This window comes from Pseudochelatococcus lubricantis (assembly GCF_042432495.1).
Lineage (GTDB): Bacteria > Pseudomonadota > Alphaproteobacteria > Rhizobiales > Beijerinckiaceae > Pseudochelatococcus > Pseudochelatococcus lubricantis.
This window is the reverse complement of sequence record NZ_JBHLXC010000002.1, coordinates 1285646-1312039: the sequence shown is the minus strand read 5'-3', so window position 1 is coordinate 1312039 and position 26394 is coordinate 1285646. Positions and strand designations below refer to the sequence as shown.

The following is a 26394-nucleotide window of genomic DNA, read 5'->3' as shown; positions in this document are numbered from 1 at the left end:
ATGTATGTCGCGGTCAAGGGCGGCGAGGCCGCCATCGACAACGCCCACACGCTGCTCGCCCACACGCGGCGCGGCGCTCCGGAGGTGCCCGAGATCACGCCGGCGCAGATCGCCGGGCAACTCACGCTCGCGGCCGAGCGCGTCATGGCGGAGGGCTCCCTCTACGATCCGGCACTCGCGGCGCTCGCCATCAAGCAGGCGCGCGGAGACCTCGTGGAGGCGATCTTCCTGGTGCGCGCCTTCCGCACCACGCTGCCGCGCTTCGGCCAGTCCGTGCCGCTCGACACGTCGGCCATGGCCATCGAGCGGCGCATCTCGGCGACCTACAAGGACCTGCCGGGCGGGCAGGTGCTGGGGCCGACGTTCGACTACACGCATCGCCTGATCGACTTCCTGCTGGAGGCCGGGGCCGAGGTGCCGGAACCCGCACGGGCCGACGCCGGCGACGCCGTCGTCGCGCCGCGGGTGACGGACCTGCTCGACGGCGAAAGCCTGATCGAGCGCGAGACGCGCGCGGACGACGCGCCCGCGCCGGACATCACCCGCGAGCCCATGGAGTTTCCGGCCTCGCGCGACCAGCGCCTGCAGGTGCTGGCGCGCGGCGACGAGGGTTTTCTGCTGGCGCTCGGCTATTCCACCCAGCGCGGCTACGGGCGCACGCATCCCTTCGTGGGTGAAATCCGCTTCGGCGAGGTGGCGGTGGAATTCGTGCCCGAGGAACTGGGCTTTCCCGTGCCGCTCGGCAACGTCCGTCTCACCGAATGCCAGATGGTCAACCAGTTCACGGGCTCGGCGGACAAACCGCCCCAGTTCACGCGCGGCTACGGCCTCGTGTTCGGACAGGGCGAGCGCAAGGCTATGGCGATGTCGCTGGTCGACCGGGCGCTCCGCGCGCACGAGTTCGGCGAGGAGAGCGGCGCTCCCGCGCAGGATGAAGAATTCGTTCTATCCCATTGTGACAACGTACAGGCGACAGGTTTCGTGGAGCATCTGAAACTGCCGCACTACGTGGATTTCCAGGCCGAACTCGAACTCGTCCGCCGCATGCGCGCGGAATACGCGGCGCGGGAAGAGCGGGTAGAAGAGGAGGCGCGGGAATGAGCGCTGCAGAGACCGGGCCGACCCACGGCTACAACTTCGCCTATCTCGACGAGCAGACGAAGCGCATGATCCGGCGCGCGATCCTGAAGGCGGTCGCCATTCCCGGCTACCAGGTGCCCTTCGCCTCGCGCGAGATGCCGATGCCGTACGGCTGGGGCACGGGCGGTGTGCAGGTGACGGCCGCGATCATCGGGCGCTGCGATACGCTCAAGGTTATCGATCAGGGCTCCGACGACACCACGAACGCCGTATCGATCCGCAAGTTCTTCGCGAAGACCGCGGGCGTCGCGACGACGACGCACACCGCGGAGGCCACCATCATCCAGACGCGCCACCGCATTCCGGAGCACACGCTGAAGGCGGGGCAGATCCTCGTCTATCAGGTGCCGATTCCCGAGCCCCTGCGGTTTCTGGAGCCGCGCGAGACCGAGACGCGCCGGCTGCACGCCCTCAAGGACTATGGCCTGATGCAGGTCAAGCTCTACGAGGACATCGCGCGCCACGGCCACATCGCCACGACCTACGCCTATCCGGTGGAGGTGGCGGGGCGCTATGTGATGGATCCTTCGCCCATCCCGAAGTTCGACAATCCTAAAATGAATATGAGCGAAGCGCTGCAACTCTTTGGCGCAGGCCGTGAAAAGCGCATCTATGCCGTGCCGCCGCACACCAATGTCCGCAGCCTCGATTTCGAGGACCACCCGTTCCGGGTGCAGCAGTTCGCGACGCCCTGCGCCCTGTGCGGGGCCGAGGGCGTCTACCTCGACGAAGTCGTGCTCGACGATCGGGGCGGGCGTATGTTCGTGTGTTCCGATACGGATTTCTGCGAGGAGCGGCGCGCGCAGGGTTTCGCGGGCACGATGTCGCCGGACTGGAAGGGCGAGGGCGCGAATGGCGGGAGGCAGGCGAATGAGCGTTGACGACGACCGGCCGCTGCTCTCGACACGCGGCCTGACCAAATATTACGGCAACCGCATCGGCTGCGCCGACGTCAGCTTCGATCTCTACGAAGGCGAGGTGCTGGCCATCGTCGGCGAATCGGGGTCCGGCAAGTCCACGCTGCTGTCGCTGCTCGCCAACGAACTCGCGCCGACTTCCGGCACCGTGCTCTACCGCATGCGCGACGGAGAGACGCGCGATCTCGCTACCCTGTCGGAGTCCGAGCGCCGGCTGCTGCTGCGTACGGACTGGGGCTTCGTGCGGCAGGATGCGCGCGAGGGCCTGCGGATGGGCGTGTCCGCCGGCGGCAACGTCGGCGAGCGGTTGATGGCGGTCGGCAGCCGCCATTACGGCCGCATCCGCGCCACGGCGGGCGATTGGCTGCAGCGGGTCGAGATCGACACCGCGCGCATCGATGACACGCCGCGGAGCTTTTCCGGCGGCATGCGCCAGCGCTTGCAGATCGCACGCAATCTGGTGACGGGACCACGCCTCGTCTTCATGGACGAGCCGACCTCCGGCCTCGACGTCTCCGTGCAGGCGCGGTTGCTTGATCTGGTGCGTTCCCTGGTGCGCGAAATGGGGCTCGCCGTGATTATCGTCACGCATGACCTCGCCGTCGCACGATTGTTGTCTCACCGAATTATGGTCATGCGCGCGGGTCACGTGATCGAAGCCGGCCTGGCGGATCAGGTGCTGGACGACCCCCGCGAAGCCTATACCCAACTTCTCGTTTCATCGGTGCTGGCGGCATGAGTACGCAACCTGTTCTGATTCTCGACAACGTCACCAAGAGCTTCACGCTCCATCTGCAGGGCGGCACGCGCATCGGCGTGGTCGCGGGCGTGAGCTTCAGCGTCGAGCCGGGCGAGTGCGTGGTGCTGGGCGGCCCCTCGGGCGCGGGCAAGTCCTCCATCCTGAAGATGATCTACGGCACCTACCGCTGCGATAGCGGCGCCATCCTCGTCGACGACCGCGGCACCTACGTCGACGTGGCGTCGGCCTCGCCGAGGCGGGTGCTGGCGCTGCGCCGCTCGGCGATGGGGTATGTCAGCCAGTTCCTGCGCGTCATTCCGCGCGTCCCCACGCTCGAAATCGTCGCGGAGGCGGCGCGCGAGGGCGGCGTGGAAGCCGAGGAGGCGCAGGCGCGGGCGCGGCATCTGCTGGCCATGCTCAACGTGCGCGAGAGCCTGTGGTCGCTGCCGCCTGCCACCTTTTCCGGCGGCGAGCAGCAGCGGGTGAACGTGGCGCGCGGGCTCGCGGCAGAGCGGCCGCTGCTGCTGCTCGATGAGCCGACCGCCTCCCTGGACGCGGACAACCGGAAGGTGGTCGTCGACCTCATCAACGAGCGCAAGCGCCGCGGGATGGCCATGATCGGCATTTTCCACGATGAGGACGTGCGCGCGCAGGTGGCGGACCGTATCATTGATATTCGCCACTTCGCCGACTCACATGCCGCCTGAGCCGGCCCCCGACGCGAGAGCCTCAAAAAGAAGAATCTTCATGACAACGACTGACAATTACATTCTCGAAAACGCTATCCTCATCCTTCCCGACCGGGTGGTGGAACAGGGCTGGATCGCGATTTCGGAAGGCCGGATCGCTGAAATCGGGGAGGGGCGGGCGCCGGAACGCGGCTTCGACGTCGGCGGCGATTATCTGCTGCCGGGCCTGATCGAACTGCACACGGACCACATCGAGAGCCACTTCATTCCGCGCCCCCACGTGCGCTGGCATGCGCTGAGCGCCGTCATGGCCTATGATGCGCAGATCGCCTCGGCCGGCATCACGACGGTGTTCGATTCACTGCGCGTCGGTTCGGACTTCGACCTCGCGTCGCTTGATAACGACGATCTGTGGCAGCTGTCGGAAGCGCTCGCCGCCGCCAAGGCATCGGGCCACCTGCGCGCCGAACACCGCACGCACCTGCGCTGCGAAATCTCGTCGTCGGACGTGCTGGAGCAGGCCGAGGGATACGCCGCGCGCTATCCCGTGCATCTCATGTCGCTGATGGATCACACGCCCGGCCAACGGCAGTTCCGCGACATCTCCATCTGGAAAACGTACTACATGGGCAAGTCGGACGCCTCCGACGAGGAAGCGAGCAAGCTGATCGCGTGGCGACTCGACCTGCACGAGCGCAACGCTGCCCGGCACCGGCAGGCGCTGGTGGAGTTCGCCCGCGAGCACGGCGCGGTGCTGGCGAGCCACGACGACGGCACGAAGGAGCACGTCGCGCAGGCCGTCGCCGACGGTGTCGCGGTGGCCGAGTTCCCCACGACGATGGAAGCCGCGCAGGCCTCCCACGCCGCCGGCATTCAGGTGATGATGGGCGGCCCTAACGTCGTGCGCGGCGGCTCCCACTCCGGCAACATCGCCGCCGAAACGCTGGCACGCGAGGGCATTCTCGACCTTCTGTCCTCCGACTACGTGCCGGCCAGCCTCCTGATGGCGGCCTTCGACCTGCCCCGGCGCGTGCCGGAAATCAGCCTGCCGAAGGCGCTCGCCACCGTCACCGCCAATCCGGCGAGGGCGGCCGGGCTCGCCGACAGGGGCACGCTTGAGGCCGGCCTCCGCGCCGATATCGTGCGGGCGCACATTTCCGGCGATGTTCCGGTGGTTCGGGAGGTGTGGCGTGAGGGGCGCAGGGTAGCATGACCAATCTCACCACAGGCGCCTTCGTCTGCATTGTCGGACCAAGCGGCGCGGGCAAGGACAGCTTGCTGGCGAAGGCACGCGCGGGACTTGCCGACGACGCGGACGTCGTTTTTCCGCGCCGGCTGGTGACGCGGGCGAGCAACGATTCGGAAGATCACGACACCATCACCCAGACCGCGTTCGACGAAGGCGTCCGTGACGGCGCCTTCGCCCTTCACTGGCAGGCGCACGGCCTGAGCTACGCCCTGCCACTGAGCGTCGCGGAAGCGATCGCGGACGGCAAGGTCGCGGTGTGCAACGTCTCCCGCGCCGTCGTCCCGCAGGTTTTCGATCTGTTCGAACACGTTTTCGTGGTGCTGATCACCGCGCCGCCCGCCATTATTACGGAACGGCTGCGCAAGCGCGGCCGCGAATCGAGCGCCAGCATCGCCGCCCGCCTCGAACGGAACCGCAAGCTGAGTGCCGTCCTCATGCCCGATCTCACCATCATGAACACGGGCCCGGTCGAGATCGGCGGCGAACGGCTGGTGAGCTTCCTGCGCCGCGCCGTAGAGAGGACGAAAGCCGCCAAAGCGGATGTGTAGCGGGCGTCTGTAGAGCGGCTTTCCTGCCCGAGACGGTTTTCTCACCTGATATTATGAGCCTGACAGCGCGTTTCCCGGGCAGGGACAGGCAACGCCTGTCATGCCCGAAGATGCGCCAGGATACGACGCATAACACCGCAAGCAGCTCATATGGGCTTGAACAATCAAAATATGGGAACCGTCGGGGAAGCCGGCGCGGCTTGAACACACCTGCCCAAGCCTGTGAAACATGGTCGGAGCGAGAGGATTCGAACCTCCGACCCCCTCGTCCCGAACGAGGTGCGCTACCAGACTGCGCTACGCTCCGACACATCGCCCGTCCGCAAGAGCGGACAACCACGACAGGAACGGCTTATAACGCCGCGATTTCCTGTCCGCAAGCGTCATGGCGCATAAATCGCGGATCGCAGGCGAAATGCCCATAACGGGCATTTCGCCTGTGGATAATCCTACGCCGCGAGGCCGCCGGCGATGCGGAACGGCGCTGCCGTGCCGGCCTTCACCTCGTCGAGCGTCACGCCGTCGGCGAGTTCGGTCAGCGTCAGGCCGTCTGAATCGACCTCGAAGACGGCGAGATCGGTGATGATCAGGTCGACGACTCCCTTGCCGGTCAGCGGCAGGTCGCATTCCTCAAGGATCTTGGGCTCGCCCTTGGCGGTGTGCTCCATCACGACGACGACGCGCTTCACGCCGGCGACGAGGTCCATGGCGCCGCCCATGCCCTTGACCATCTTGCCCGGAATCATCCAGTTGGCGAGATCGCCCTTCTGCGACACCTGCATCGCGCCGAGAATCGACAGGTCGATGTGCCCGCCGCGAATCATGCCGAAGCTGGTCGCCGAGCTGAAGAAGCTCGAATGGGGCAGGGCGGTGATCGTCTGCTTGCCGGCGTTGATGAGATCGGGGTCTTCCTCGCCCTCGTAGGGAAAGGGCCCCATGCCGAGCATGCCGTTCTCGCTCTGCAGCGTCACGGTGATGCCGTCGGGGATGTAATTGGCGACGAGCGTCGGAATGCCGATGCCGAGATTGACGTAAAAGCCGTCGCCGAGTTCCTTGGCGGCGCGTTCCGCCATCTGTTCGCGTGTCCAGGCCATGTCTGCCTCCCTCAGGCCGCGCGCGGGCGGGTCGTCACCCGTTCGATGCGCTTTTCGTAGCTGGTGCCGTGAATGATCCGCGACACGAAAATGCCGGGGGTATGGATCGCATCGGGATCGATGCCGCCCACGTCGACGAGTTCCTCGACCTCGGCGACGGTGACCTCGGCGGCGGTCGCCATTTCCGGATTGAAGTTGCGCGCCGTCTTGCTGAAGATCAGGTTGCCCTCGGTATCACCGATCTGGGCCTTGACGATGGCGAGGTCCGCCTTGAGCGCGCGCTCCATGACGTAGGTCTCGCCGTCGAACTCGCGCAGGTCCTTGCCTTCCGCCACCAGCGTACCGACGCCGGTTTTGGTGAAGAAGGCGGGAATGCCCGCGCCGCCGGCGCGGATGCGCTCGGCGAGGGTGCCCTGCGGGTTGAACTCAAGCTCAAGCTTGCCGGAGAGGTACTGCTCCGCGAACAGCTTGTTTTCGCCGACATAGGACGAGATCATCTTCCGGATCTGGCCGCGATCCAGCAGCTTGCCAAGCCCGACGCCATCGATGCCGCAGTTGTTGGAAATAACGGTGAGGTCCTTGACGCCGCTCTCTACCAGCGCGTCGATCAGCTTCTCCGGAATGCCGCACAGGCCGAAACCGCCGGCCATGATCGTCATGCCGTCGCGCAGAACGCCGTCAAGCGCCGCGCGCGCATCAGGATAGACTTTGTTGACTGCCATAAGCGTTTTTCTCCCTCGAATGCACGCACTTTCCAACCGTGCTGCCGAAATTGCAAGGACAATCCCCCCGGCAGCCCTTGAGCCGCAGGCCCTGTGGAACCGGCCCACAAGGGGCTGGACTTGGGACGGCGACATATGGCAAACAGTGCTTCTGTCCGTGCCGGAGGCCGCGTGCCAGATGGCGCCGCGGGACAACAGGCCTGGGATACGAGGGCCTGGACGGCAGGTCGATTGTGCGGGTGTGGTGGAACTGGTAGACGCGCCGGACTCAAAATCCGGTTCCGAAAGGAGTGTCGGTTCGATTCCGACCACCCGCACCACTTTCTTTTAGTACAGAAATATCTCCGGAGCTTCCGCCGGGGAAGCGTCCCGTAGCCGCCCGGAAACCGCGTGCCCGCTAACACGCGATTCGGAGAAGACACGTTATGGAACCGGAGCGCGTCCCGACGCGGGGCGTCTCCGGTTTCCCTCCCGCCGCATCACCACCGGCTGCGGGAGCCCCAGGCAGCTGTTACTGCGAGGCCAAACGAAATCAGCACGTTCCAGCCCGCAAGGGACAGGCCGGCGAACCGCCACGCCGCCTCGTCGCAGCGGACGACCTGGACCGTCTGCAGCCGCTGCAGGAATGCACTGGCATCGTTTGCTACGGTAAGCGTGCCGCTGCAGCTTTCCGGCCCCTGCCAGAATTTCCACTCGATGCCCGTATGGTAGGCTGCGACGCCGGCGCCCGCCAGAAACGCCAGCGCGATGGCGCCAAGCAGCAGGCGCGACCAGCGGGATGGCTCCTGCAACGGTCGCGACAGCACGGCGGCGATCAGCGCCGCGGGCATGGCTGCATAGAACGGCCAGCGCTGGATCAGGCACAGCGGGCAAGGCGGCAGGTGCAGGACATACTGGAAATAGAACGCGCCCGCGATGGCGAGAACGGAAACCGCCAGAACGACGAGAGATGCCCGGAACACGGTCAGGCTTTCCAGAAACGGCAGCATTTGGATGTCTCACCCCTTCATATGTCGCCCGTGGAACGCACCATCCGCGACAGGTGGAAACCGTTCAGAACACGTATCTCACGCCCACGAACCCCGCCACGACGAAAACGGCCAGCACGCCGAGCACAAGCCCGAAATGCTCCTCCACGATCTGGCGAATCGGATTGCCGTAGCGATGGAGCAGTCCGGCCAACAGATAGAAGCGGGCGCCGCGCGTGATAATCGACAATATCGTGAACCACATCAGATCATAGCCGGCGAAGCCGGAGGTGATCGTCACGAGCTTGTACGGGATCGGCGTTATGCCCTTGATGAGAATGATCCATTCTCCATACTGCGCGTAGGCCTGCCGGAACGCCTCAAGGTTCTCGCCGTAGCCATAGGCGGAAATCAGCCATTGGCCGATCGAATCGTACAACAGGGCGCCGATGGCATAGCCCAGCAGGCCGCCCAGCACAGACGAAACGGTGCAGACGCCGGCGTAGAGCAGCGCCCGGTTGGGCTTGGCGAGCGCCATCGGCAGCAGCAGCACATCCGGCGGCACCGGGAAGAATGAACTCTCGGCGAACGAAACGGCCGCCAGAGCCCAGATGGCGTGGCGACTGCCCGACAGGGTGAGGACCCAATCGTAAAGACGGCGAAACATGGCGCTCCAGTCAGATCGTAGAGGCGGGACGTGCATGCGCGCCCTGCTGGTTCCGTTTCCCGATATGGGAGAATGAAGTTGCGGGGGTCGGTGCGCTTCCGGGAATTGAACCTTTACATCGATTCTCGGTGAAACCAGCCCGGCGAAAATCGACGCATCAGCGCGGCAGCGGCTGCAAGTGCCGTTATCCCCGGTTCCCGCCCCCTGCCCTTGCCCGCGCCGCACGCGGTGGCGCCGATTTCACCACCAAAATGAGCGCAGGTCGCAATGCGGCCCCTTTTGCGTTCTCTGATGCGGTCAACCGTCAGCGTGACCGCCGGGTGGCGGCGCGCGTCGCGTGGCGGTTTCCCGGCTTCTGGAGCGCGGCCCATGCCCGATGGAAGAAAGGTTCAGACCGGTTGTTCCGGCTTCGCGACCTCCGGCCGCGACCGGCGCAGCCGGACGCCCGGCCCAAACTTGCCGGCGCTGAGAAAACATATACCCGCGTCTTCCAACACGCGGACAAGCTGCTCCTCCGTCGTGCGGTGGAGCACGTGGCGTTGCCCCTCGAAGCCGCGAACCGTGCTGCGGGAAACGCCCGCCCGTTCGGCGAGACAATCCTGCGTCCAATTGAGAAACCCGCGTGCCGCACGGCATTGTTCCGGCAGCAGGCCTTTTGCGCCTGTTCGTGACATCTTCTCTTGCACATCCGCCCTAGCGTCTGTTATTCCAAATAAACCATAATGGGTGACTTTCCGCAACGGGCAGGCATCCACCACCCCCCAGACCTCCTCAACGGCACCTCGGCAAACCATGTGGGATGACGCGCGGCTTCTTTTTCTGATCGCCCTGCCGTTCCTGGGGAGCGGCGTCGTCGCCATGCTGCCGCGCGACGCGCGGGACACCGCCGGGCTGCTGACGGGGGTCGTGACGCTTCTCGCCTCCGTGATCGTTGCCTCGTTCTACGGCGACATGGCCTCCGCCGCCGTCATCCGCAGCAGCGTGGAATGGCTGCCGAGCCTCGGGTTCAACTTCACCATACGCCTTGACGGTTTTGCCTGGGTCATGGCGGGACTCGTCACCATCATCGGGTTTCTGGTCGTCGTCTACGCGCGTTATTACATGTCGCGGCGCGATCCCGTCCCGCGCTTCTTCTCGTTTCTGCTTGCCTTCATGGGGTCGATGCTGGGGGTCGTCCTTTCCGGCAACCTCATCCAGATGGTTTTCTTCTGGGAACTCACGAGCCTTTTTTCCTTTCTGCTGATCGGCTACTGGCACCATAATCCGGGTGCGCGCGAGGGCGCGCGCATGGCGCTGACGGTGACGGGCATCGGCGGCCTCTGCCTGTTCGCCGGTGTCATGGTGATCGGCCACATCGTCGGCAGTTACGACCTCGACCGTGTGCTCGGCGCGGGAGAAATCATCCGCTCCCACGACCTCTACCGGACAGCGCTGGTGCTGGTGCTGCTCGGCGCGCTGACCAAGAGCGCGCAGTTCCCGTTCCATTTCTGGCTGCCGCAGGCCATGGCGGCGCCGACGCCCGTTTCCGCCTACCTCCACTCCGCGACGATGGTGAAGGTGGGCGTGTTTCTCCTCGCGCGGCTCTGGCCCGTGCTGGGAGGAACGGAGCCGTGGTTCTGGATCGTCGGCGGCGCGGGCGTCACCACCTTGCTGCTCGGCGCCTACATTGCCATTTTCCAGAACGATCTCAAGGGATTGCTGGCGTATTCCACCATCAGTCACCTGGGGCTGATCACGCTCCTCCTCGGGCTGGGTAGCCCGCTTGGGGTTGTGGCAGCGGTGTTCCATCTGCTGAACCATGCGACTTTCAAGTGCTCGTTGTTCATGGCGGCCGGCATCATCGACCATGAAAGCGGCAGCCGGGACATCCGCCGCCTGAGCGGCCTCTTCCGCTTCATGCCCATCACCGCGACGCTCGCCATGGTGGCAGCGGCCGCGATGGCCGGCGTACCGCTGCTCAACGGCTTCCTGTCGAAGGAGATGTTCTTCGCCGAAACCATCGTCGAGCACGTCGATTCCCTGTTCGACGAGGCCCTGCCGTTCCTGGCGACGGTCGCGGGCATGTTCAGCGTCGCCTATTCACTGCGCCTCATCATCGACGTGTTCTTCGGCCCGCCGCCCGTCGGCCTGCCGCGCACGCCGCACGAGCCGCCGCACTGGATGCGCTTTCCCGTGGAGCTGCTGGTACTGGCCTGCCTGCTGGTAGGTATCATCCCCGCGATGACGATCGGCCCGTTCCTGCATATCGCCGTCTCCTCCATCCTCGGCGATCGGACCCCCTATTACAGCCTCGCCGTCTGGCACGGGCTGAACTTTCCGCTGCTGATGAGCGTCGTGGCGATGGTCGGCGGCGTGCTCGTCTACCTGCTGCTGCGCGGCTACCTGGCCTCGGGGCAGGAAGGCCCGCCGCTGCTCCGCCGCCTCAAGGCGCAGCGCATATTCGAGCGCATCATGGTCGTCGTGTCATGGAAATGGGCGCGCCAGCTCGAATCCCTGTTCGGCACCCGCCGCCTGCAGCCGCAATTGCGGCTTCTGGTCTGCCTCGCGCTGCTCGCCGCCATCTTCCCGCTCTATGTCGAGGGCTTCGGGCCGCGCCGCCTGTCGTTCCAGAAGCTGGACTGGCACGGTTTCGACACCGCCTTCGCGCTGATGTGGCTGGTGGGCATGGCCTGCGCCATCATGGCGGCCATCCAGGCGAAGTACCACCGGCTCGCCGCGCTCGTCATGCTGGGCGGCGCGGGCCTTGCCACCTGCATCACCTTCGTCTGGCTGTCGGCGCCCGACCTCGCCCTGACGCAGCTGCTGGTCGAGATCGTCACCACGGTGCTGCTGCTGCTCGGCCTGCGCTGGATACCGAAGCGCGTCGAAGGCGACGACGCCGGGCGCATCACGATCCGGATGCGCGTGCGCCGGGGATGGGACCTCGCCGCCTCCATCACGGCAGGCGCCGGCATCGCCATGCTCTCCTACGCCATCATGACGCGCCCGCTGCCGGACAGCATCGCGAGCTTCTTCCTGGAGCGCGCCTATACGGAAGGCGGCGGCACCAATGTCGTCAACGTCATCCTCGTGGATTTCCGCGGCTTCGACACGCTCGGCGAAATCACCGTGCTCGCCATCGTGGCGCTCACCGTGTTCGCGCTGCTGCGCCGTTTCCGTCCCGCGCCGGAGAGCATCGGCATGCCGGAGCAGCAGCGTCTGCAGGCCGCCTACGACATCGCCCATCCCGACCGCAAACCCGACGAGACGGTGGCGGAATACCTGATGATCCCGCGCCTCATCATGCTGTGGCTGTTCCCCGTCATCGGCGTGTTCGCGGTCTACATCTTCATGCGCGGCCATGACATGCCGGGCGGCGGCTTCGCGGCCGGCGTGGCGATGTCGATTTCCTTCATCCTGCAGTACATGGCGAGCGGCACGCGCTGGGTGGAGGATCACCTGCGCATCCTGCCCGTGCGCTGGATCGGCGTCGGCCTGCTCACTGCCCTGTTCACCGGGCTCGGGGCGTGGCTGTTCGGCTATCCCTTTCTCACGTCGCATTTCCAGTACGTGACGCTGCCGGTGATCGGCAAGGTGCCGATGGCGAGCGCGCTGCTGTTCGCCCTCGGCGTCTATTCGCTGGTCGTCGGGGCGACGGTGCTGATGCTGATCGCGCTGGCGCACCAGTCGATCCGCAGTCCGAAACCGTCACGCAAGGGAGCCCCGCCGCTGGCGGGCCAGGGCACGCCGCCGGCGGCGGGAATGGGAGGCCGCTGATGGAGATCATCATTGCAGTTGCAATTGGCGTGCTGACGGGGTCCGGCCTCTGGCTCCTGCTGCGTCCGCGCACGTTTCAGGTGATCATCGGCCTGTCGCTGCTATCCTATGCGACGAACCTGTTCATCTTCGGCATGGGCCGGCTGCGCGGGAACGCGCCGCCCATCCTGAAGCCTGGTACCGCCGGTGACATCAGCCAGCTCGCCGATCCCGTGCCGCAGGCGCTCGTTCTCACCGCCATCGTGATCGGCTTCGCCATGACGGCGCTTTTCCTCGTCGTCCTGCTGGCCTCGCGCGGCCTCACCGGCACCGACCATGTCGATGGACGGGAGAGCGACCGGTGACGACGGCCATCGCCAACCATCTGATCATCGCCCCGATCGTGCTGCCGCTGCTGGTCGGCGCGGCGCTGCTGCTCATGGACGACCGGCGGCGCCCGCTCAAGGCGCTTCTGTCGGTCTCGTCGACCGCCGCGCTGCTCGTCATTTCCATGTTCCTCGTCTGGCGCGCGGACGGGATGACGGCGCTATCGCACACCGTGTCCTATCCGCTCGGCAACTGGCCCGCCCCCTTCGGCATCGTGCTGGTGCTGGACCGCCTTTCCGCCATGATGGTGCTGCTGACGAGCGTGCTGGGGCTTGCGGGGCTCGTCTTCTCGCTGGCGCGCTGGCATCGGGCGGGGCCGCATTTCCACACGCTGTTCCTGTTCCAGCTCATGGGCCTCAACGGCGCCTTTCTCACCGGCGACCTGTTCAACCTGTTCGTGTTCTTCGAGATCCTGCTCGCGGCCTCCTACGGGCTCGTCCTGCACGGCATGGGCGTGGTGCGGGTGAAGGCGGGTCTTCATTACATCGTCGTCAATCTCGCGGCCTCTTCGCTGTTCCTGATCGGCGTCAGCCTCATCTACGGCGTCTCCGGCACGCTCAACATGGCCGATCTCGCGCTGCGCATCCCGACCCTCGCGGAGAGCGACCGCATGTTCCTGGAGGCGGGTGCGGCCATTCTGGGCGTCGCCTTTCTCGTCAAGGCCGGCATGTGGCCGCTGAGCTTCTGGCTTCCCACCGCCTATGCGGCGGCGAGCGCTCCGGCGGCGGCCGTCTTCGCCATCATGACGAAGGTCGGTGTCTACGTGCTGCTGCGCCTGTCGCTGCTGCTGTTCGGCAACGGCGCGGCAGAATCGGCGCATTTCGGCACGCAGGTGCTTCTCTACGGCGGCATGGCGACCATCGCCTTCGGGGCGGTGGGCGTGCTCGCCACCCAGACCATGTCGAGGCTCGCCGGCTACAGCGTGCTCGTCTCCTCCGGCACGCTGCTCGCGGCCATCGGCGTCGGCAACGCCACGGCAACCAGCGGCGCCCTCTTCTATCTCGTCAACTCGACGCTGGCCATCGGCGGCTTCTTCCTGCTGATCGAACTCGTGGAACGCGGGCGCGATCCCGGCGCCGACGTTCTCGCCGTCACCATGGCGGCCTACGGCTACACCGACGAGGACGACGTGGCAGAGGAGGTCGAGGTGGGCGAGCGCATCCCGACAGTGGTAGCGTTTCTGGGTGGCAGCTTCATCGCCTTCGCCCTGTTGCTCGCGGGTCTGCCGCCCCTCTCCGGCTTCATCGCCAAGTTCGCGTTGCTCACCGCGATCATGGACCCGGCCGGGATAGGCACGGGCGGGCCGCAGTATGTCGTCACCTGGGTGCTGGTCGCGCTGTTGATCCTCTCCGGCCTTTCCGCCATGCTGGCGATGACGCGCATCGGCATCCAGACCTTCTGGTCGCCGATAGATGGCGTGGTGCCCGGCGTGCGTGGCGTGGAGATCGCGGCGGTCGCGTTCCTGCTCCTGCTCTGCGTTGCGCTCACCGTGCGGGCCGGGACGGTGTTCGATTTCATGGAGAGCACCGCCGCCTCCCTGCATGCGCCGACCGACTACATCAACAGCGTCCTGCAGGGCCGCGCGGGCGCCGCAGGACAGGGAGGAGCCACACCATGAGGCGATTTATGGCGCATCTCCTGCCCTATCCGTTGCTGTCGCTCGCCATCCTCATCATGTGGCTGCTGCTCAATCAGTCCGTATCGCCGGGCCAGGTGGTGTTCGGCAGCCTGCTTGCCCTTGGCGGCGCCTGGGGCATGACGACGCTGGGGCAGGAAACACCGCGCATCCGCCGCCCGCTGACGATCCTGTGGCTGGGGGTTATCGTCTTTGTCGATATCGTCCGGTCCAACATCGCGGTGGCGAAGATCATCTTCCGCCCCGGCAGCCGGCGCGGCACGCCGGGCTTCATGGCCGTGAAGCTCGACATGCGCAACCCATACGGCCTTGCGGCGCTCGCGATCGTCATCACATCGACGCCCGGCACGATCTGGACCAATTTCTCCTCCGCGTCCGGCATCCTCCTGATCCACGTGCTCGACCTGCAGGATGAGGCCGAATGGGTCGACACCATCAAGAACCGTTACGAGCGACGGCTGATGGAGATTTTCGAATGAGCGCGTCCTTCCTTCCCGCCGACTGGCCGTTCGTGGTGCTCGACTGGTCGCTGTTCATCGCGCAGCTCTTTCTGGGGCTGGCGATGGCCTGCGCGGCCTACCGGCTGATTTTCGGCCCCCGCGCGCAAGACCGCGTGCTTGGCCTCGACACCTTCTACGTCAACGCGATGCTGCTGCTGCTGACCTACGGCATCCGCGTGGCCAGCACGATCTATTTCGAGGTGGCGCTGATCATCGGCCTGCTCGGCTTCACCGGCACGGTGGCACTGTCGAAATTCCTGATGCGGGGCGAGGTGATCGAATGATCGACATCGAACTCGCCTTCGAGAACCTGCCCCCGTGGGCAGCGTTGCTCACCGCCTTCTGCGTCTTCATGGGCGCGTTCCTGACGCTGACGGGCTCGGTAGGACTGCTGCGACTCAAGACCTTCTACGAGCGCGTCCATGCGCCCACGCTCGGCTCGACGCTCGGCACCGGCTTCATTCTGGTGGGGTCGATGATCTGCTTTTCCGTGTTGCGCGGGCGGCTGTCGGTGCACGAAATCCTGATTGCCGTGTTCCTGACGATCACGACCCCGGTCGGCTTCATGCTGCTGGTGAGATCCGCGCTCTATCGCGACAGGGTGGAGGGCAACGATAACGTGCCGGAAGGCAATCCGACGCCCGGGAAGCAGAGTGCCCCGGACGCCGCCGTTCAGCAGGATTGAGCCGCTAGAATCTGTCCTGTTTCAACATAAACAGGACAGATCCCAATCCCGTCGGCTCCAATCCGTTCAGCTCGTGGCGCCGCCTTCGGCAGGCTTGTCGGCCGTGTCCTGCGTCTGGTCCACCGGCGTGGCCGCTACATGGCCGGCCAGTGCCTGGCGCAGCGCCGTTTCCTTCTCCTCGTCGAGCGAGGTGGAAACCACCGTGCCGCCAACGCCCTCGAACTCCTTCAGCACCTTGTCGCCCGTGACCTTGCGGACCAGCAGGAACAGGCCAGCGGTGCCCGGCTGAAGCGCCTGGGCCGCTTCCTTCATGAATTCGTCATTGATACCGACATCGGTCAGCTTGCCGCTGAGCGCGCCGGCGCCCGCGCCGACGGCGGTGCCGAGCAGCGGGTTGAGGAAGATGAGGCCGACCAGCGCACCCCACAGCGCGCCGGAGACGGCGCCCGTGGCGGTGAGGTTCAGCAGCTGGTTGAGGCGAATATTGCCGTCCGCTTCCTTGACGGCGATGACCGCGTCGCCAAGCTCGATGAGATATTCCTGCTGAAGCTCCAGCAGGCGCTTGCGCACTTCCACGGCCTTTTCTTCGGTCGGGAAGGCGATGAAGATGAGATCGCTCATGATGAACTCCGTTCGATGAGGGGCAAAAAGTTAATTGTCGATATGGCCGAGGCTGCGCGCGGGATCGAGCCGGTCGCGCACCCTCTGCTTGAGCGTCTTTACATCGGGAAAACCGCCGTCGCGCTTGCGCTCCCAGATCGTCTCGCCGTCATAGTCGATGCGGAACACGCCTCCCGTCCCGGGCGCGAGCGCCACCTGCGCGAGGTCGGTCGAGAAGGTGGAAAGCAGTTCCTGCGCCATCCACGCTGCACGCAGCAGCCATTGGCACTGCGTGCAGTAGGTGATGACGACGCTCGGGCGGGGCCCGGCCCCAGTGTCTGGCAGATCGGTCATGTCAATTCCGGAAGCGTGTGATGACGACAACCGGCCCATGGTGGATCACGCCAGACACCATGACAAGCAGGATCGGCGGCGACTGGAATCAGTCCAGCGGGGGGATGCGCAGCACCTGGCCGGGGTAGATCTTGTCGGGATGGCTCAGCAGCGGCTTGTTGGCCTCGAAGATCACCTCGTACTTGCCACCCTTGCCGGCACCGTAGTGGTGTTCGGCGATCTTCCAGAGCGTGTCGCCCTTCACGACCGTGTAGAACGCAGCGTCAGCGGCCGGGCTGTCGACCTTGAGTTCGTTCTCGACGGCGGCCACGCCCAGCGTGTTGCCGAGCGCGAGCGCGATCTTCTCGGCCTCCTCGGTGGAGGTTGCGTTGCCCTTCACGGTGACCTTGTCGCCATCCACCTGGATGTCGAGGCCCTCGGCGTTGAAGCCGTGCTTCTCAACTTCCTTCTTGAGGTCATCGGCGGTGGCCGCCTGGGCCTCGCTCGCGCCGAACAGCTTTTCACCCGCACCCTTGATGAAGCTCAGCAAACCCATGATTGTCACCTCGTCGGTTGAATAAGTTGCATACGCTACCGGCCGCACAGCGGATTTCAACGCACCCCGCGTCAGCGATCATGCTGATGATATCGGAGGGACCGCGCGACACAATAACAAGAGAGACGCCAATCTCAATCGACGATAACGGTATATTTCCACCTGATACAGAAATCACACGCCGGACAGGCAGACCCACACGGGCGAGGCGCCGGGAATAGCGGACCGCTGAAACCCGCGCGCGGAATGAAAAATTGTTTACCATTGCGCGGGATAATCAAGGCGTTCGCCGTGTGCGGCCGGTTGCCGCCGGCGCGCGGCGCAACCATCTTTTTCGCCCTTTCAACAATCGGATGAAACGCCAATGTCGGACAAACGGATCGTGGTGCTCTATGGCGGCTTTTCCGCCGAGCGCGAGGTGTCGCTGGTCAGCGGGCGCGCCTGCGCGCAGGCGCTGCGCCAACGTGGGCACGACGTCGTCCTCATCGATCCCGCCGATGGCATCCCGGCGCTCGTCAACGCGCTCGACCCCGCCCGCGACGTCGTCTTCAACGCGCTGCACGGGCGCTGGGGCGAGGACGGTTCCATCCAGGGCCTGCTCGATCTGATGCGCGTGCCTTACACGCATTCCGGCCTGCTCGCTTCGGCGCTCGCCATGAACAAGGCGCTGGCGCGCGACATCTTCGCCCGCGTCGGCCTGCGTTGCGCTGCGGGCAGGCTTTGCACCCGCGAGGACTTCCGCAACGGCCATCCGTTGGCCCTGCCCTACGTCATCAAGCCCGTGGCCGAAGGTTCGTCGAAGGGCGTGCGCATCGTCACGAGCGGCGACAACCTCATCGCCTCCGAGGAGGACTGGGCCTACGGCGATCACGTGCTGGTCGAGAGCTTCATCGAGGGGCGCGAGTTGACCGTCGCCGTGCTTGAGGGCAAGGCGTTCGCCGTCACGGAACTGCGCACCGGCGAGGGGTTCTATGATTACGAAGCCAAGTACACGGAAGGCCGCACGCAGCACATCGTCCCCGCGCCGGTGCCGGACGAGATCACGCAGCAGGCGATGCGCTGGGCCGAGATCGCCCACGAAGCGTTGGGATGCCGCAGCCTCAGCCGCTCCGATTTCCGCTACGACGACCGCCCGGAGGCCGGCACAGCCGGCGGCCTCTACATTCTGGAAACCAATACCCAGCCGGGCATGACGCCGCTCAGCCTCGCGCCCGAGCAGGCGCGGCATGTCGGCATGGACTTCTCCGACCTCGTCGAGAGGCTGGTCACCATCGCGCGGCACGACTGAGCGCGGGCTGTCACGGGCAGGCCCGCCCTGCCCCGCGACGGCCTATCGCCTTTTCCACCGCAATTCGCTGACGAGAACGCCGAGCACGATCAGCGCGGCGCCGAGAATGGCGATCGGCCCGAGCCTCTCGCCGGCGATCCGGCCGAATATCCCGGCCCAGACCGGCTCGCCCGCGTAGATCAGCGTGGCGCGTGTGGGCGAGACGGTACGTTGCGCCCAATTCATCGCAAACTGGATCAGCGCGCTCGCGAGACCCAGCCCCACGGCGGTGGCAACCAGAAGCCACGAGAACGGCGGTATGCTCTCGCCAGCGGGAATCATCGCGGCGAAGCTCAGCAGCGACGCCACGCCAAGCTGCACCACCGTCACCCGCCGCGCATGCGCCTTGCCGGCGAAGGCGCCGATCAGGATGATCTCGCCCGCGATCGCGACCGCCGATGCCAGCGTCCACAGTTCGCCCACCTCGAAGCTGATGCTCGCCCCCTCCGGACCCGCGAGCAGGACAAGACCCGTGAACGCGAGCACGACGCCGATCCATGCCATCGGCTGCGGCACGCGGCGCAGGAAGAAGAGCTGCAGCAGCGGCACGAACGGCACATAGAGTGCGGTGATGAACGCCGACTGGCTGCTGGGGATCGTCTTCAGCCCCACCGTCTGCAGCGAATAGCCCAGCATCAGCACCACGCCGATCAGGCTGCCGGCGCGCAGGTCGAGCCAGGTGACGCCCGCCATCGTGCGCGTCGCCGTTACACCCAGCAGGAGGGCGGCGGTGGCGAAGCGCAGGCCGACGAAAAAGAACGGCCCCGTGACCGTCAGCGCGTGCTGGACAATGAGGAACGTCGTGCCCCAGACGACGGTGATCAGCACCAGCACCAGTTCCGGCACGGAAAAGCGCCACGGATGCGCGGGTTCTGCGAACTGAGATGATACGCTCAAGAAACGGGCTCCCGGACATTCGACGCGGCGCGACACATCGAACAGGCCCGTCGGCCCCCTCTATGCCATGAACCCGGGGCCGAGGAAACACCCGCCGCCGCAGCGCTCCCTTCCCGATTCGCATGCCGCATGCTCCGCCACGGCGACGGCGGCCGCAATCGTGGAAAGACACGCGCAACCTGCGTTCAGAAGGCGATTTGCGGCACCCGTTTGTTCAACAGATAAAAAAGGTTACTCCGGATGTGACGTTTCCTCCACAAACGGAACAAATAACCTTCACATCAACGTCACAAGGGCTGTAGAATATCCGTGCCGAAGCAGAATAGTCTGTTTTTTGGAAACCCATCAGGGACATACGGAGACGGCAAGGTGACGGTCCACGTCCCACTTCCCGTTACGCCGGAAGCCTGTCCGGCGCTTGTCCTCAACGCTGATTTCCGGCCGTTGAGCTACTATCCGCTTTCTCTCTGGAGTTGGCAGGATGCAATCAAGGCGGTGTTTCTCGACAGGGTAAATATCGTCTCGGAGTATGATACGGCGGTGCGAAGTCCCACTTTCGAGATGCGCCTTCCCTCCGTCGTTTCCCTCAAAACCTATGTTCAGCCCTCGCGTCATCCGGCCTTCACCCGCTTCAACGTTTTCCTGCGAGACCGGTTTTCCTGCCAGTACTGCGGCTCCCGCGAGGACCTTACCTTCGATCACCTGATTCCCCGCTCCAAGGGCGGGCAGACGACCTGGGAAAACGTGGTCACCGCGTGCTCCCCCTGCAATCTGCGCAAAGGCAACCGCATGCCCCGCGAGATCGACATGTGGCCGACGCAGATGCCCTACGCCCCCTCCGTCCACGATCTCCATCAGAACGGCCGCCAGTTTCCCCCTAACTACCTGCACGAAAGCTGGCTCGACTATCTCTATTGGGATGTGGAACTGGAGCCCTGACAGCGAGACGCGCGCTCACGCCGTTTCCGCGACGTGAACCGCCTCCTGAACCAGTTCCTGGCACACGTCCACCCACGTGGCCCCGACGATTTCCGCCATGCGCAGGGTATCGATGCGCACCGCCGAGTGAACGGAGCCCGCCGCCGGCACCACCTCGTCGAAAGCCCGGAGCGACACGTCGCAATAGACCGGCAAGGGAGTAGCGAGACCGAAGGGGCAGACGCCGCCGACCGGATGGCCCGTCAGCTCCAGCACCTCCTCCGGGCCGAGCATCTTCGCCTTGACGCCGAAGGCCGTCTTCAGTTTCCGGTTATCGAGGCGAGCATCGCCCCGCGCGACAATCAGCACCACCTTCTCGCCGAAGCGCAGCGACAGTGTCTTGGCAATCCGGCCGGGTTCGACGCCATGCGCCTCCGCGGCGAGGGCAACGGTCGCTGTGCTGACGGCGAGTTCCAGGATTTCGACATCCGGCGCGCGTTCGGCCAGAAAGGCACGGACGGATTCAAGGCTCATGACGCTCTCCGGATGGCCTGCGACTCTTCATCTGAAACGAATTTTCATCGATCACATGATTCCGTCCGGCGGACAAGAGCGGCGGCATGATTCCGGCTTCATGCCCGCCGCCCCGGCCGCTTCCGGTTCGCCGCCTCAGTACAGCTCCTCCGGGCGGCCGACACTGACATACGTAAAGCCGCGCACGAGCAGGTCCTGCGGCGGATAGATGTTACGGAGATCGACGACCACCGGCGTTTTCAGAAGCGCCCTGACGCGGTCGAGATCGAGCGCGCGGAAGGCGTCCCATTCCGTGATGATGACGAGCGCGTCCGCACCCTCTATGGCTGTGTAGACGTTGTCGGCATAGGCCACGTCGTCGAGCACGGTCTTCGCCTGCTCGATGCCCTCGGGATCGTAGGCGCGGATGCTGGCACCGGCGTCCTGCAGGGCGCGAATAATGGCGATCGACGGCGCCTCGCGCATATCGTCGGTGTTGGGCTTGAAGGTGAGGCCGAGCACGGCGACGGTCTTGCCGCTGACGCTGCCGCCGCAGGCGGCGATCACCTTGCGGCCCATCGCGCGCTTGCGCACCTCGTTCACCGCCGCGACCGTCTCCACGATCCGCACGGGCGAATCCGCATCCTGCGCGATCTTCACCAGCGCCAGCGTGTCCTTGGGGAAGCAGGAGCCGCCATAGCCCGGCCCGGCGTGCAGGAACTTCGAGCCGATCCGGTTGTCGAGCCCTATGCCGCGCGCCACCTCCTGCACGTTCGCGCCGACCTTCTCGCACAGGTCGGCGATCTCGTTGATGAAGGTGATCTTGGTGGCCAGGAAGGCGTTGGCGGCGTACTTGATCAGCTCCGCCGTGCGGCGGTTGGTGATGATGAGCGGCGACTGGTTCAGGTAGAGCGGCCGGTAGAGCGCGCGCATTACCTCGCCGGCACGCTCGTCCTCGGTGCCGACGACGATGCGATCCGGCCGCTTGAAGTCGGTGATGGCCGCGCCCTCGCGCAGAAACTCCGGATTGGAAACGACGGCGAAATCGGCGTCTGGCCGCACCTCGCGGATGATAGCCTCCACGGCGTCGCCCGTGCCGACCGGCACCGTGGATTTCGTCACCACGACCGTATAGCCGTCCATGGCCTCCGCGATCTCGCGCGCCGCCTGATGGACGTATGACAGGTCCGCATGCCCGTCACCGCGCCGCGAGGGCGTCCCGACCGCGATGAACACCACATCGGCGGAACGCACGGCCTCCGTCTGCCCGGTGGCGAAGAACAGCCGACCGGCCTGCACGTTGTTGGCGACGAGATCGGCGAGGCCCGGCTCGTAGATCGGGATATCGCCTTTTTCGAGCGCGGCGATCTTGGCCGGGTCCTTGTCGACACAAGTGACGACGTGCCCGAAATCGGCGAAGCACGCCCCGGAAACAAGGCCGACATAGCCGGCGCCGATCATCGTTACACGCATGACAAACTCCTGACGTCAGGATGATACCTACGCAGCGACACGGGCGGTGTCGGCGACGACGCTGCCGATGCGCCGCCCGTCCATGTCCGCGACCTCGAACCGCCAGCCGTGCCAGAAAAAGGCCTCGCCCGCCTCCGGCAGATGGCCGAGATGCGCCAGCATGAATCCGGCGAGCGTGGTGAAATCGCCTTCCTCATCCATGTCCTCCAGCGACAGCGTGCGTTCGACCTCGTCGATGGCCATGCGGCCGTCGAGCACCCAGGCGCCATCGGCGCGGCGCACCGCCTCGGGCTTTTCCTCGCCAGCGAGTTCCGGCAGGTCGCCGGCGATGGCGATCAGCACGTCGGTCGGCGTCACCACGCCCTCGAACGTGCCGTGCTCGTCGACGACGATGGCCATGTGGACGTTGGAGGTTTTGAAGCTGTCGAGCAGCCGGATGACAGGCATCGTGTCACTGACGTAGAGCGGCGTGCGTACCGCGCCTTCCAGATCGATGCGCCCGTTGCGCCGCTGCTGGTCGAGCAGGTCCTTCGCATGCACCACGCCGATCACGTCGTCGACATCGCCGCGGCAGACGGGAAAGCGCGAGCGCCCGCTCTGGCGGACCTCCTCCAGCACCACATCCGGATCGTCGTTGATGTCGAGCCAGATGGTGTCGACGCGCGGCACCATGATCGAGCGCACGCTACGCTCGCCGAGCGTGAGCACCCGTTCGATCATGCTGCTTTCCGCCGGCGTGAACACAGTCTCCGCCCCGCCGGTGGAAATGATGGCGGCCACCTCTTCGGAAGCCTCGGGCGCATCCTTGCCGCCGCGCAGGATGCGCAGCACGGCGCGCGCCGTGCGGTCACGAAGGTCGACACTGCTCACGCGCCGGCGCACATTGCGCCGCCCCACCTGGTTCGCGGCTTCCACGAGGATGGAGAAGCCGATGGCGGCGTAGAGGTAGCCCTTCGGAATGTGATAGCCGAGCCCCTCGACGATGAGGCTGAAGCCGATCATCAGCAGGAAGCCGAGGCAGAGGATCACCACGGTCGGGTGGCGGCTGACGAAGGCCATCAGCGGCTTGCTCGCCACCATCATCACGCCCACCGCGATGACGACGGCGATCATCATCACCGACAGGTCCTTGACCATGCCCACGGCGGTGATCACCGAATCGAGCGAGAATACGGCGTCGAGCACCACGATCTGGGCGATGACGTGCCAGAACACGGCATAGGCGCCGCCGGACTCCTTCGCGCCGTTGTGGCCTTCGAGCCGCTCGTGCAGCTCCGTCGTGCCCTTGAACAGCAGGAAGGCGCCACCGCCGATCAGGATCACGTCGCGCCACGAGATTTCCGCGCCGAGCACCGTGAAGACCGGTTCGGTCAGCGTCACGATCCACGAAATGGAGGCGAGCAGCAGCAACCGCATGACGAGTGCGAGCGTCAGGCCGATGACGCGCGCCTTGTTGCGCTGGTGCGGCGGTAGCTTGTCCGCCAGAATAGCGATGAAGACGAGGTTATCGATGCCGAGAACGACTTCGAGCACCACCAGAGTCGCAAGGCCGGCCCAGGCGGCGGGGTCCGCCATCCATTCAAGCAGCATCAGTTGTTGTCCGTGGCTGGGAGCACCACTGTTGCGCGGGAATGGCGCAGCGTGGAAAAGGAAGGATTCGAAGCGGGTGTCCCATGCCTGCGTCGGGCGCGACTGGAAGGCGGCTCACACGGGGCGGACACGGACGGCTCCTCTCCTCGATCGGTCGGCGCGCTGGCACGCGCCTGCTTCATATAGGGGCATGCACAGGCCGCCAACAACCCCCGCCAGTGCAAAAAATGATGCGCGACGCCGCTGGAGGCTGCTAGGTCGTTGCAAAAATCGCCCCAAATATCCGCCAGAAAATTCATGTGGCCGCGGAATAAAACGCGCGGCGGTTTCGTATACGCAGCATGGAACGTGATCAGACCCCTGTCCGGACAACCAGCCCCCTGCCCGACGTGCTCGGCCAGCTTGGGGCGCTGCGGCGCTATGCTCGCTCGCTGACGCGCGACGACGGCGAGGCGGAGGACCTCGTGCACGATGCACTCGTGCACGCCTATGAGAAGCAGTCGTCGTTCCGCCCCGACAAGGGTATTCGCAACTGGCTTCTCTCGATCCTGCACAACACGTTCATCGACCGCGTGCGCGCGCGCCGTTCCCGCCAGCGGCGCATCGAGCAGCTCACGGCGGAGGTCCACGCCGATCCGGCCGGCTATCAGGCATCGCCGGCGCAGGAGCATGCGCTGCGGCTGGCGCAAGTGCGCCAGGCCTTCATGTCGCTGCCGGAGGAGCAGCGGGCCGTGCTGCATCTCGTCTCCATCGACGGGCTGAGCTACGCCGAGGCCGCGCAGGCGCTGGGCCTGCCAGTCGGCACCGTGATGTCGCGGCTGGCACGCGCCCGCGCGGCGCTGCGCGCCTTCGAGGAGCGGCCCGCCGCCATACCGCCGGCCACGCCGGCGAACATCGTCCATCTGCGTATCGTGGGAGGTTCTGACGATGCAAACGGTTGATCCGATCGTCGAGGCCGATCTCCAGGGCTATCTCGACGACCAGTTGCCGCTCGAACGGCGCATTGCCGTGGAGGCGCATCTGGCCGCGCGTCCCGATCTCGCAGCCCGCGTCATGACGGACATGCGGCTGCGCGACGAGTTGAAACTTGCCCTCATGCAGCCGGCCGGCCAGCCGCACCCCCGCACGACGCAGGCCGCGAGGCGGCTGGAGCGGGGGCTGCGCTGGCGCAGGCACTCCGGTGCGCTGCGGCGCGCGGCGGCTATCGGCCTGTTCCTCATGGCAGGATGGTTCGCGCACGCCCAGTTCGGCACCCTCGGCATCGGCGCGGTTTCCGCTTCCGGCCTGCCGCCCGCCTTCGTCGAGGAGGCGGTCGACGCCGGCCTCCTGCAGCCGACGCGCCCGGGCAACTCCTCCCGCACGCCGGCCTACGAGCCGGATCGCATCCTGGCGGAGACTGCCATTGCACTGCCGGTCCTGCCCGATGACTGGCAGGTGGAGGACGTCGTCGTCGCGCCGTCGCGGTTCGGGCCGAGCGTGGCCGTCAGCATCCGCGCGCCGGACGTGGGGCGGCTTTCCCTGATCGCCATCCGCCCCGGCGTGTTCGATGTCGTACCGGTGACGCTCGCGCACGGCAACGACACGACCGTCGCTCACTGGCAGATCGGCGACGTCGCCTACGCGCTCGTCGCGCAGGGGGCGGCGGGCGACATCGACCGTCTCGCCGACGGTCTCGTCAGAACCCTTTACTGACCCGCGGGCGATGCTTGCGTCCGCGGGTTCCACCAACCACGTTTATGGCAACAACGATTTTCCTACCCGGAGTTAGACCGATGACCAATCCGCATTCCGGCTTCGGCTGGCAGACGACCAGCCGCGGTCTCGACCGCGCCGCCTTCAACGAGGGCCTGCGCCAGCATATGCTGCGCATCTATAACTACATGGCGCTCGGCCTCGTGCTCACCGGCGTCGTCGCCTTCGTCGTCGGCACGACGCCCGCTCTTTACGTACCGATCTTCTCCACGCCGCTCAAGTGGGTGGTGATGCTGGCGCCGCTCGCCTTCGTGCTGTTCTTCTCGTTCCGCATCAACAAGATCTCCGCCGGCGGCGCGCAGGCGCTGTTCTGGTCGTTCTGCGCGGTGATGGGCCTGTCGCTCGCCTCGATTTTCCTCGTGTTCACCGGCACGAGCATCGCGCGCACGTTCTTCATCACGGCGGCGATGTTCGGCGCGACGAGCCTTTACGGCTACACGACGAAGCGCGACCTGTCGCAGTTCGGCTCGTTCCTCATCATGGGCCTGATCGGCGTCGTCATCGCGAGCCTCATCAACCTGTTCATCGGATCGACGATGCTGCAGTTCGCCGTTTCCGTCATCGGCGTGCTGGTGTTCGTCGGCCTGACGGCATGGGACACGCAGACGATCAAGGAGCAGTATGCCGAGAATTTCTCGTCCGAGTCGCAGCAGAAGCTTGCAATTTTCGGCGCGTTCTCGCTTTACTTGAACTTCATCAACATGTTCCAGTTGCTGCTGTCCCTCACGGGCCAGCGCGAGGAATAAGCATCACGCATGG

Annotated in this window: 29 protein-coding genes and 2 tRNA genes; 19 read left to right on the top strand and 12 right to left on the bottom strand. The window is 65.6% G+C overall.

The window, feature by feature from the left end:
• From ACFFJ7_RS08775 to phnN, 6 genes are read left to right on the top strand one after another with little or no spacing between them, the layout of a single operon-like run.
• Positions 1–1101, top strand: a complete 1101-nt coding sequence (locus ACFFJ7_RS08775) for a carbon-phosphorus lyase complex subunit (RefSeq protein WP_166952872.1) — start codon at positions 1–3, stop codon at positions 1099–1101.
• Positions 1098–2021 carry an alpha-D-ribose 1-methylphosphonate 5-phosphate C-P-lyase PhnJ gene (locus tag ACFFJ7_RS08770; protein WP_377591791.1) on the top strand — a complete coding sequence of 308 codons (924 nt, stop codon included), beginning with the start codon at positions 1098–1100 and terminating at the stop codon, positions 2019–2021. The genes ACFFJ7_RS08775 and ACFFJ7_RS08770 overlap by 4 nt, the downstream gene beginning before the upstream one ends.
• Complete coding sequence (phnK, locus tag ACFFJ7_RS08765) at positions 2011–2796, top strand: phosphonate C-P lyase system protein PhnK (RefSeq protein ID WP_377591789.1); 786 nt, start codon at positions 2011–2013, stop codon at positions 2794–2796. The genes ACFFJ7_RS08770 and phnK overlap by 11 nt, the downstream gene beginning before the upstream one ends.
• Positions 2793–3503, top strand: coding sequence for a phosphonate C-P lyase system protein PhnL (gene phnL / locus ACFFJ7_RS08760; protein ID WP_166952864.1), 711 nt, complete (start codon positions 2793–2795; stop codon positions 3501–3503). Before phnK ends, phnL begins: the two co-directional genes overlap by 4 nt.
• A 40-nt stretch (positions 3504–3543) precedes the next feature.
• Positions 3544–4698, top strand: coding sequence for an alpha-D-ribose 1-methylphosphonate 5-triphosphate diphosphatase (locus ACFFJ7_RS08755; protein ID WP_377591786.1), 1155 nt, complete (start codon positions 3544–3546; stop codon positions 4696–4698).
• Positions 4695–5282: a phosphonate metabolism protein/1,5-bisphosphokinase (PRPP-forming) PhnN gene (gene phnN / locus ACFFJ7_RS08750; RefSeq protein ID WP_377591784.1), complete on the top strand. Its 588-nt coding sequence runs from the start codon at positions 4695–4697 to the stop codon at positions 5280–5282. The genes ACFFJ7_RS08755 and phnN overlap by 4 nt, the downstream gene beginning before the upstream one ends.
• 230 nt (positions 5283–5512) lie before the next feature.
• Here the strand turns inward: phnN and ACFFJ7_RS08745 are convergent.
• The 3 genes from ACFFJ7_RS08745 to ACFFJ7_RS08735 all read right to left on the bottom strand — a co-directional run bounded on the left by ACFFJ7_RS08745 (position 5513) and on the right by ACFFJ7_RS08735 (position 7098).
• Positions 5513–5589, bottom strand: a tRNA-Pro gene (locus ACFFJ7_RS08745).
• 142 nt (positions 5590–5731) lie between these two features.
• A complete protein-coding gene (locus ACFFJ7_RS08740) occupies positions 5732–6376 on the bottom strand; it encodes a 3-oxoacid CoA-transferase subunit B (protein ID WP_166952856.1) in 645 nt (214 codons plus the stop codon).
• Positions 6377–6387: 11 nt separating this feature from the next.
• Positions 6388–7098, bottom strand: a complete 711-nt coding sequence (locus ACFFJ7_RS08735) for a CoA transferase subunit A (protein ID WP_377591781.1) — start codon at positions 7096–7098, stop codon at positions 6388–6390.
• A gap of 235 nt (positions 7099–7333) precedes the next feature.
• Between ACFFJ7_RS08735 and ACFFJ7_RS08730 the strand changes: the two genes are divergently transcribed.
• A tRNA-Leu gene (locus tag ACFFJ7_RS08730) sits at positions 7334–7418 on the top strand.
• Positions 7419–7577: 159 nt separating this feature from the next.
• Here the strand turns inward: ACFFJ7_RS08730 and ACFFJ7_RS08725 are convergent.
• Together ACFFJ7_RS08725 and ACFFJ7_RS08720 are read right to left on the bottom strand one after the other, a co-directional pair.
• Positions 7578–8087: a disulfide bond formation protein B gene (locus ACFFJ7_RS08725; protein ID WP_377591779.1), complete on the bottom strand. Its 510-nt coding sequence runs from the start codon at positions 8085–8087 to the stop codon at positions 7578–7580.
• 64 nt (positions 8088–8151) lie between these two features.
• Positions 8152–8733 carry a YqaA family protein gene (locus ACFFJ7_RS08720; RefSeq protein WP_377591777.1) on the bottom strand — a complete coding sequence of 194 codons (582 nt, stop codon included), beginning with the start codon at positions 8731–8733 and terminating at the stop codon, positions 8152–8154.
• Between the two features lie 251 nt (positions 8734–8984).
• Between ACFFJ7_RS08720 and ACFFJ7_RS08715 the strand changes: the two genes are divergently transcribed.
• The 7 genes from ACFFJ7_RS08715 (at position 8985) to mnhG (ending at position 15676) form a co-directional block, all read left to right on the top strand.
• Positions 8985–9404 (top strand): hypothetical protein, encoded by a 420-nt coding sequence (locus ACFFJ7_RS08715; protein WP_377591776.1) that lies wholly within the window; start codon positions 8985–8987, stop codon positions 9402–9404.
• A 121-nt stretch (positions 9405–9525) separates the two neighbouring features.
• Positions 9526–12489: a monovalent cation/H+ antiporter subunit A gene (locus ACFFJ7_RS08710; RefSeq protein WP_377591775.1), complete on the top strand. Its 2964-nt coding sequence runs from the start codon at positions 9526–9528 to the stop codon at positions 12487–12489.
• A complete protein-coding gene (locus ACFFJ7_RS08705; protein ID WP_166952840.1) occupies positions 12489–12833 on the top strand; it encodes a Na+/H+ antiporter subunit C in 345 nt (114 codons plus the stop codon). Before ACFFJ7_RS08710 ends, ACFFJ7_RS08705 begins: the two co-directional genes overlap by 1 nt.
• Entirely contained in the window at positions 12830–14473 is a 1644-nt protein-coding gene (locus ACFFJ7_RS08700) for a monovalent cation/H+ antiporter subunit D (protein ID WP_166952837.1), read from the top strand. Before ACFFJ7_RS08705 ends, ACFFJ7_RS08700 begins: the two co-directional genes overlap by 4 nt.
• 8 nt (positions 14474–14481) lie before the next feature.
• Complete coding sequence (locus ACFFJ7_RS08695; protein WP_166953406.1) at positions 14482–14970, top strand: Na+/H+ antiporter subunit E; 489 nt, start codon at positions 14482–14484, stop codon at positions 14968–14970.
• Positions 14967–15275 carry a K+/H+ antiporter subunit F gene (locus tag ACFFJ7_RS08690; protein ID WP_377591774.1) on the top strand — a complete coding sequence of 103 codons (309 nt, stop codon included), beginning with the start codon at positions 14967–14969 and terminating at the stop codon, positions 15273–15275. The genes ACFFJ7_RS08695 and ACFFJ7_RS08690 overlap by 4 nt, the downstream gene beginning before the upstream one ends.
• The gene (gene mnhG, locus ACFFJ7_RS08685; RefSeq protein WP_166952831.1) at positions 15272–15676 is read left to right on the top strand and encodes a monovalent cation/H(+) antiporter subunit G; all 405 of its coding nucleotides are present in this window, start codon (positions 15272–15274) and stop codon (positions 15674–15676) included. The genes ACFFJ7_RS08690 and mnhG overlap by 4 nt, the downstream gene beginning before the upstream one ends.
• 66 nt (positions 15677–15742) lie before the next feature.
• Here the strand turns inward: mnhG and ACFFJ7_RS08680 are convergent, their stop codons facing one another.
• From ACFFJ7_RS08680 to lysM, 3 genes are all read right to left on the bottom strand, one after another.
• A complete protein-coding gene (locus ACFFJ7_RS08680; protein ID WP_166952829.1) occupies positions 15743–16297 on the bottom strand; it encodes a DUF1269 domain-containing protein in 555 nt (184 codons plus the stop codon).
• Between the two features lie 30 nt (positions 16298–16327).
• On the bottom strand, positions 16328–16630 hold the full coding sequence (locus ACFFJ7_RS08675; RefSeq protein WP_377591773.1) for an Rdx family protein: 303 nt from the start codon (positions 16628–16630) through the stop codon (positions 16328–16330).
• An 88-nt stretch (positions 16631–16718) separates the two neighbouring features.
• Entirely contained in the window at positions 16719–17165 is a 447-nt protein-coding gene (lysM, locus tag ACFFJ7_RS08670; protein WP_377591772.1) for a peptidoglycan-binding protein LysM, read from the bottom strand.
• A gap of 364 nt (positions 17166–17529) precedes the next feature.
• Between lysM and ACFFJ7_RS08665 the strand changes: the two genes are divergently transcribed.
• Complete coding sequence (locus ACFFJ7_RS08665) at positions 17530–18453, top strand: D-alanine--D-alanine ligase (RefSeq protein WP_166952820.1); 924 nt, start codon at positions 17530–17532, stop codon at positions 18451–18453.
• Positions 18454–18495: 42 nt separating this feature from the next.
• Here ACFFJ7_RS08665 and ACFFJ7_RS08660 read toward each other — a convergent pair whose 3' ends face one another.
• Positions 18496–19389, bottom strand: coding sequence for a DMT family transporter (locus ACFFJ7_RS08660; RefSeq protein ID WP_208394203.1), 894 nt, complete (start codon positions 19387–19389; stop codon positions 18496–18498).
• Positions 19390–19758: 369 nt separating this feature from the next.
• Here ACFFJ7_RS08660 and ACFFJ7_RS08655 point away from each other — a divergent pair, with 369 nt between their 5' ends.
• Positions 19759–20328 carry an HNH endonuclease gene (locus ACFFJ7_RS08655; RefSeq protein WP_166952817.1) on the top strand — a complete coding sequence of 190 codons (570 nt, stop codon included), beginning with the start codon at positions 19759–19761 and terminating at the stop codon, positions 20326–20328.
• Between the two features lie 15 nt (positions 20329–20343).
• Here ACFFJ7_RS08655 and ACFFJ7_RS08650 read toward each other — a convergent pair whose 3' ends face one another.
• The 3 genes from ACFFJ7_RS08650 to ACFFJ7_RS08640 all read right to left on the bottom strand — a co-directional run bounded on the left by ACFFJ7_RS08650 (position 20344) and on the right by ACFFJ7_RS08640 (position 23883).
• The gene (locus ACFFJ7_RS08650; RefSeq protein ID WP_377591771.1) at positions 20344–20841 is read right to left on the bottom strand and encodes a YbaK/EbsC family protein; all 498 of its coding nucleotides are present in this window, start codon (positions 20839–20841) and stop codon (positions 20344–20346) included.
• 135 nt (positions 20842–20976) lie between these two features.
• Entirely contained in the window at positions 20977–22293 is a 1317-nt protein-coding gene (locus tag ACFFJ7_RS08645; RefSeq protein ID WP_166952811.1) for a UDP-glucose dehydrogenase family protein, read from the bottom strand.
• Positions 22294–22320: 27 nt separating this feature from the next.
• Positions 22321–23883 carry a TerC family protein gene (locus ACFFJ7_RS08640; protein ID WP_166952808.1) on the bottom strand — a complete coding sequence of 521 codons (1563 nt, stop codon included), beginning with the start codon at positions 23881–23883 and terminating at the stop codon, positions 22321–22323.
• Positions 23884–24224: 341 nt separating this feature from the next.
• On the opposite strand from ACFFJ7_RS08640, the gene ACFFJ7_RS08635 reads away from it, so the two are divergent.
• From ACFFJ7_RS08635 to ACFFJ7_RS08625, 3 genes are all read left to right on the top strand, one after another.
• On the top strand, positions 24225–24824 hold the full coding sequence (locus tag ACFFJ7_RS08635; RefSeq protein WP_377591770.1) for a sigma-70 family RNA polymerase sigma factor: 600 nt from the start codon (positions 24225–24227) through the stop codon (positions 24822–24824).
• The gene (locus ACFFJ7_RS08630) at positions 24811–25575 is read left to right on the top strand and encodes an anti-sigma factor family protein (protein WP_377591769.1); all 765 of its coding nucleotides are present in this window, start codon (positions 24811–24813) and stop codon (positions 25573–25575) included. Before ACFFJ7_RS08635 ends, ACFFJ7_RS08630 begins: the two co-directional genes overlap by 14 nt.
• Positions 25576–25655: 80 nt before the next feature.
• Entirely contained in the window at positions 25656–26381 is a 726-nt protein-coding gene (locus tag ACFFJ7_RS08625; RefSeq protein ID WP_166952799.1) for a Bax inhibitor-1/YccA family protein, read from the top strand.
• Positions 26382–26394 lie beyond the last annotated feature (13 nt).

Coding starts and splice junctions, on each gene's coding strand:
- ACFFJ7_RS08775 (WP_166952872.1), top strand. CDS start 1: ATGTATGTCGCGGTCAAGGGCGGCGAGGCCGCCATCGACAACGCCCAC.
- ACFFJ7_RS08770 (WP_377591791.1), top strand. CDS start 1,098: ATGAGCGCTGCAGAGACCGGGCCGACCCACGGCTACAACTTCGCCTAT.
- phnK (WP_377591789.1), top strand. CDS start 2,011: ATGAGCGTTGACGACGACCGGCCGCTGCTCTCGACACGCGGCCTGACC.
- phnL (WP_166952864.1), top strand. CDS start 2,793: ATGAGTACGCAACCTGTTCTGATTCTCGACAACGTCACCAAGAGCTTC.
- ACFFJ7_RS08755 (WP_377591786.1), top strand. CDS start 3,544: ATGACAACGACTGACAATTACATTCTCGAAAACGCTATCCTCATCCTT.
- phnN (WP_377591784.1), top strand. CDS start 4,695: ATGACCAATCTCACCACAGGCGCCTTCGTCTGCATTGTCGGACCAAGC.
- ACFFJ7_RS08740 (WP_166952856.1), bottom strand. CDS start 6,376: ATGGCCTGGACACGCGAACAGATGGCGGAACGCGCCGCCAAGGAACTC.
- ACFFJ7_RS08735 (WP_377591781.1), bottom strand. CDS start 7,098: ATGGCAGTCAACAAAGTCTATCCTGATGCGCGCGCGGCGCTTGACGGC.
- ACFFJ7_RS08725 (WP_377591779.1), bottom strand. CDS start 8,087: ATGCTGCCGTTTCTGGAAAGCCTGACCGTGTTCCGGGCATCTCTCGTC.
- ACFFJ7_RS08720 (WP_377591777.1), bottom strand. CDS start 8,733: ATGTTTCGCCGTCTTTACGATTGGGTCCTCACCCTGTCGGGCAGTCGC.
- ACFFJ7_RS08715 (WP_377591776.1), top strand. CDS start 8,985: ATGAGCGCAGGTCGCAATGCGGCCCCTTTTGCGTTCTCTGATGCGGTC.
- ACFFJ7_RS08710 (WP_377591775.1), top strand. CDS start 9,526: ATGTGGGATGACGCGCGGCTTCTTTTTCTGATCGCCCTGCCGTTCCTG.
- ACFFJ7_RS08705 (WP_166952840.1), top strand. CDS start 12,489: ATGGAGATCATCATTGCAGTTGCAATTGGCGTGCTGACGGGGTCCGGC.
- ACFFJ7_RS08695 (WP_166953406.1), top strand. CDS start 14,482: ATGGCGCATCTCCTGCCCTATCCGTTGCTGTCGCTCGCCATCCTCATC.
- ACFFJ7_RS08690 (WP_377591774.1), top strand. CDS start 14,967: ATGAGCGCGTCCTTCCTTCCCGCCGACTGGCCGTTCGTGGTGCTCGAC.
- mnhG (WP_166952831.1), top strand. CDS start 15,272: ATGATCGACATCGAACTCGCCTTCGAGAACCTGCCCCCGTGGGCAGCG.
- ACFFJ7_RS08680 (WP_166952829.1), bottom strand. CDS start 16,297: ATGAGCGATCTCATCTTCATCGCCTTCCCGACCGAAGAAAAGGCCGTG.
- ACFFJ7_RS08675 (WP_377591773.1), bottom strand. CDS start 16,630: ATGACCGATCTGCCAGACACTGGGGCCGGGCCCCGCCCGAGCGTCGTC.
- lysM (WP_377591772.1), bottom strand. CDS start 17,165: ATGGGTTTGCTGAGCTTCATCAAGGGTGCGGGTGAAAAGCTGTTCGGC.
- ACFFJ7_RS08665 (WP_166952820.1), top strand. CDS start 17,530: ATGTCGGACAAACGGATCGTGGTGCTCTATGGCGGCTTTTCCGCCGAG.
- ACFFJ7_RS08650 (WP_377591771.1), bottom strand. CDS start 20,841: ATGAGCCTTGAATCCGTCCGTGCCTTTCTGGCCGAACGCGCGCCGGAT.
- ACFFJ7_RS08645 (WP_166952811.1), bottom strand. CDS start 22,293: ATGCGTGTAACGATGATCGGCGCCGGCTATGTCGGCCTTGTTTCCGGG.
- ACFFJ7_RS08640 (WP_166952808.1), bottom strand. CDS start 23,883: ATGCTGCTTGAATGGATGGCGGACCCCGCCGCCTGGGCCGGCCTTGCG.
- ACFFJ7_RS08635 (WP_377591770.1), top strand. CDS start 24,225: ATGGAACGTGATCAGACCCCTGTCCGGACAACCAGCCCCCTGCCCGAC.
- ACFFJ7_RS08630 (WP_377591769.1), top strand. CDS start 24,811: ATGCAAACGGTTGATCCGATCGTCGAGGCCGATCTCCAGGGCTATCTC.
- ACFFJ7_RS08625 (WP_166952799.1), top strand. CDS start 25,656: ATGACCAATCCGCATTCCGGCTTCGGCTGGCAGACGACCAGCCGCGGT.